Source organism: uncultured Boseongicola sp., assembly GCF_937988555.1.
Taxonomy (GTDB): domain Bacteria; phylum Pseudomonadota; class Alphaproteobacteria; order Rhodobacterales; family Rhodobacteraceae; genus Boseongicola.
Window position 1 is genome coordinate 1 of record NZ_CALJXO010000166.1, and the last position, 3,968, is coordinate 3,968.

General features: G+C 57.5%; 4 protein-coding genes. 1 reads left to right on the plus strand and 3 read right to left on the minus strand.

Annotated features, from left to right (window positions below; translation table 11 throughout):
• The 3 genes from Q1B15_RS09055 to pyrC form a co-directional block, all read right to left on the minus strand.
• A partial coding sequence (locus Q1B15_RS09055; protein ID WP_299753188.1) for a DnaB-like helicase C-terminal domain-containing protein occupies window positions 1-1,028 on the minus strand: 1,028 nt, incomplete at its 3' end.
• A gap of 166 nt (window positions 1,029-1,194) precedes the next feature.
• Complete coding sequence (locus Q1B15_RS09060; RefSeq protein WP_299753190.1) at window positions 1,195-1,875, minus strand: orotate phosphoribosyltransferase; 681 nt, start codon at window positions 1,873-1,875, stop codon at window positions 1,195-1,197.
• A 48-nt stretch (window positions 1,876-1,923) separates the two neighbouring features.
• Window positions 1,924-2,964 (minus strand): dihydroorotase, encoded by a 1,041-nt coding sequence (gene pyrC, locus Q1B15_RS09065; protein ID WP_299753192.1) that lies wholly within the window; start codon window positions 2,962-2,964, stop codon window positions 1,924-1,926.
• 166 nt (window positions 2,965-3,130) lie between these two features.
• Between pyrC and Q1B15_RS09070 the strand changes: the two genes are divergently transcribed.
• Entirely contained in the window at window positions 3,131-3,937 is an 807-nt protein-coding gene (locus tag Q1B15_RS09070; RefSeq protein WP_299753194.1) for an urease accessory protein UreD, read from the plus strand.
• The last annotated feature ends 31 nt before the right edge of the window (window positions 3,938-3,968 follow it).

Sequence of the window (3,968 nt, forward strand, 5' to 3'; positions counted from 1 at the left end):
ACATCAAGCCCGTGTTCGCGCTTCAAACGCCGCGCGCGCGCCGCAAGCTGGCTGATCGGCAGGGCAGGCGTGTCGTCGATATAAAGCGGGCAGGCTTCCAGCGATTTGGCGGCCTCGACAAAGCGGCGGAATTCGGTTTCAGTCATATCGCCGCGCCGGATCTGTTCAGACGGGACTTCCGATGCTTCGGACAGAATACGCGCCGCCAATTGCTCTGCCGACATCTCAAGCGAATAGAACCCCACAACACCGCCATCGACCGCGCCTTCGGTTCCGTCCTGTCGTATGCCGCGCTTGTACGCCTTTGCTATATTGAACGCGATGTTCGTCGCCAGCGACGTCTTACCCATCGATGGACGCCCGGCAAGGATCAGCAAGTCAGACTTGTGCAAACCGCCCAGTTTCTTGTCCATATCCGTCAGGCCGGTTGAGACGCCTGACATCCCGCCTTCGCGCTGATAGGCGGCGTTTGCCATGTTAACAGCGTCCGTTACCGCGCTGAGAAAGCTTTGGAATCCCTGATTGACCTGTCCAGCCTCGGCCAGCTTGTAAAGCGCCTGTTCGGCCTCAACGATCTGTTCGCGCGGCTCTGACTGCACTTCGACGCGGGCCGCTTTGTCCGAAATATCGCGGCCTAGATCCATCAGCTTCCGGCGGATGGCAAGATCGTAGATCATCTGTGCGTAATCACGGGCGGCGAAAGACGAGATCGCCGCTCCGGCAAGCCGTACGAGGTAATTGGCGCCGCCCAACTCTTTCATGCCGGGATCGTCTTCCAAAAACGCCTTCAGCGTTACGGGTGAAGCCAGCGCGTTCTTTGCGATTCGCGCGGAAGCGATCTCGTAGATTCGCGCATGTACCGGGTCATAAAAGTGGGTTTCATTGATCACTCCGGCGACCCGATCAAACACATCGTTGTTGGTCAGGATTGCGCCCAGAAGCTGCTGTTCAGCCTCGATATTATGGGGCGATGTCTCGGTCTCGCCCACGTCTTTTTCGCCCGTTCGGATCGTTGCGATCTCGTTCATCCTGCCCTCGTCCATAAGGTCCCCACCGTGTCCATTTGGCATACGCTTAAAGGGCAGGCGGCGTCTATCTGGATATCATGTGGACAGCCTGTGGACGCTTTGGGAGCCACACTATATTGCGATGAGCGGGGGTCTTACGTCAACATAGTGTGAAATTTGCGCGAAATTAATTTCCCGCGCGTGCGTCCTGCCAACGTCGAGGTGCGCGCAGAAACGTCTCGACTTCGCGGAGTGTTTCGTCGTCAAAAGCTTCGCTGTCGCGCGCTTCTTTCAACACGTCCCACCAGGTGCACAGGTGATGCAATTGCACCCCGTGATCGGCTAGCGTTTGGATGGTCTCGGCGAAGATGCCGTAGTAAAAAATCACCGCCGTATGTCCGCAGGTCGCGCCCGTTTCGCGGATCGCATCCACGAACGACAGTTTTGAGCCGCCGTCGGTCGTCAAATCCTCGACCAGCAGCACGCGATCGCCTTCTGACATCACGCCTTCGATGCGTGCATTGCGCCCGTAACCCTTTGGCTTCTTGCGCACATACGTCATTGGCAATGCCATGCGTTCGGCCACCAAAGCCGCAAATGGAATGCCCGCAGTCTCGCCGCCCGCGATATTGTCAAACGCCTCGTATCCGGCGTCGCGCATCACTGTAATGGTCATAAAATCCATCAAAGTTGAACGAATGCGCGGGTAGGAAATCAGCTTCCGGCAGTCAATATACGTCGGCGACGGCAGTCCCGAGGCAAGCGTGAACGGTTCGCGCGCATTGAAATGCACTGCGCCAATTTCCAACAACATGCGCGCTGAAAGCCGCGCAATCTCGTCTCTGTCCGGATACCCCGATGGAATCATTTGGCAGCTCCGTCTTTTGGGGCGCGCATGGCGCCCGGTTCGTCAATACTATGCCGTGACCCGCCAATAAAGCGGTCGTCCCGGATCGAAAACCGTCACTGGCCCAGCGCCCGTCTCAATTTCGGCCGGCCGGCTAATCGCCGCGCCCTTTTCAAGCGTGATGGTGTCTTGGTTCACCGGCAGGCCATAGAATTTCGGCCCGTTAACCGAGGTAAACGCCGCCAGCCGGTCCAGAGCATCTGCGCCCTCAAAGACCTCAGCAAGACACGACAGCGCAACAGGGGCTGTGAAGCATCCCGCACATCCGCAGGCGTTTTCCTTGGTATCCGTCGCGTGCGGCGCAGAATCCGTTCCCAGAAAAAACCTTTGATCCCCGCTGGTTGCGGCCCGCATCAAAGCCTCGCGATGACTTTTGCGTTTCAGGATCGGCAGGCAATAATAATGGGGTCGGATACCGCCCACAAGCATATCGTTCCGATCCAACATCAAATGCTGCACCGTTATTGTCGCGGCCAGATCGTCGCCACCGTTGCTGGCGTAGGCGGCAGCTTCCGCAGTCGTGATATGCTCCATCACGACGCGCAGACCGGGCGTCGTGCGCCGGATCGGGTCAAGCACTTCGTCGATGAACACCGCTTCGCGGTCGAAGATGTCGATCTCCGTGCGCGTCACTTCTCCGTGGACACAAAGCGGCAGACCGATCTCAGCCATCCGTTCCAAAACCGGGCGCACAGTGTCGAAATTCGCAACCCCGCTTGCAGAATTGGTCGTCGCACCCGCTGGATAAAGCTTCACCGACTTGACCAGACCGCTGGTATGCGCGGCTGCTACATCCTCGGGGTCGGTCGTCTCGGTTAGGTAGAGGGTCATTAACGGTTCAAACACGACCCCCTCGGGCAACGCGGCCAATATCCGGTCCCGGTACGCCGCCGCCTGATCAGCTGTCACCACCGGTGGCACAAGATTGGGCATGACAATCGCACGGGCAAAATGACGCGCGGACCAGGGCAAAACCCCCTCCATCATTGCCCCGTCGCGCAGGTGCAGGTGCCAATCATCAGGGCGGGGGATCGTGAGGCGTTTGGTCATGGCCATGATTTAGCCCAAGCCGTTTCCAAGCACCAGTGTCGAGACGTTCGCCTAATTAATAAGCAGCTCGCCAGAATTTTGCGCCCGGTCAACGAAGATTTGACCCGATTGATTGCGACCGCTGGTCGGGCCGTTAGAGTTCATGAAGAAACAGGCAAAAATTACCATGCTCGATACGTACATCCCCATTCATCAGCGCAGCAAAGGCACCGCTCGGGTCGTGCTTGGGCACGATGGGGCTGTGGTCGATTTGTTCCAACAAGGTTCTGCAAAAGCCATTCTGCCGCGCGTCCACACAGACGTGCCCGAGGTTGTTTTTCTGAATACATCTGGTGGCCTTACAGGTGGGGATCGCCTATCTTTCTGCCTAGATATCGCTGACGAAACAACTGTTATGGCGGCCACGCAAACAGCTGAACGTGCCTACGCAAGCAGTGGTGGATCAGCCGAAGTTGACGTTGATATCCGCGTTGGGTCAGGCGCGTTCTGTCTTTGGATGCCACAAGAGACGATTCTATTTGAGAGCGCGTCTATGCAGCGGAAAACTCGCGTCACGTTGGCCGAAGGCGCGCGATATCTAGGCGTAGAAACGCTTGTTCTTGGCCGCGCGGCGATGGGTGAGGTGCCGCGGAACCTCGACTTTAGCGACCTGCGGCAGGTCTTTTTGGCCGACAGCGTGCCGCTTCACGCTGAACACATCGCCCTGACGTCCAACACTCTTTTAAGCCGTGAGAATCGAGCAGGGCTCGCTGGCAACACGGTGTTCGCCAGCTTGGTTTATGTCGCTTCGGACGCACAAGACCACCTCGAACACGTTCGTCGAATTGCCAATGCAACCGCTGTAGTCAGCGCCTGGGGAAACCGGCTTTTGGTGCGCGTCGAGGGGTGTGATAGTTGGGATGTTCGACTTACTTTAGTACCTATTATCAAAGCGTTGGGCATCAATCACGTGCCGCGCGTCTGGCAAATCTGAACGGAATAATGACATGAACCTGACGCCTCGG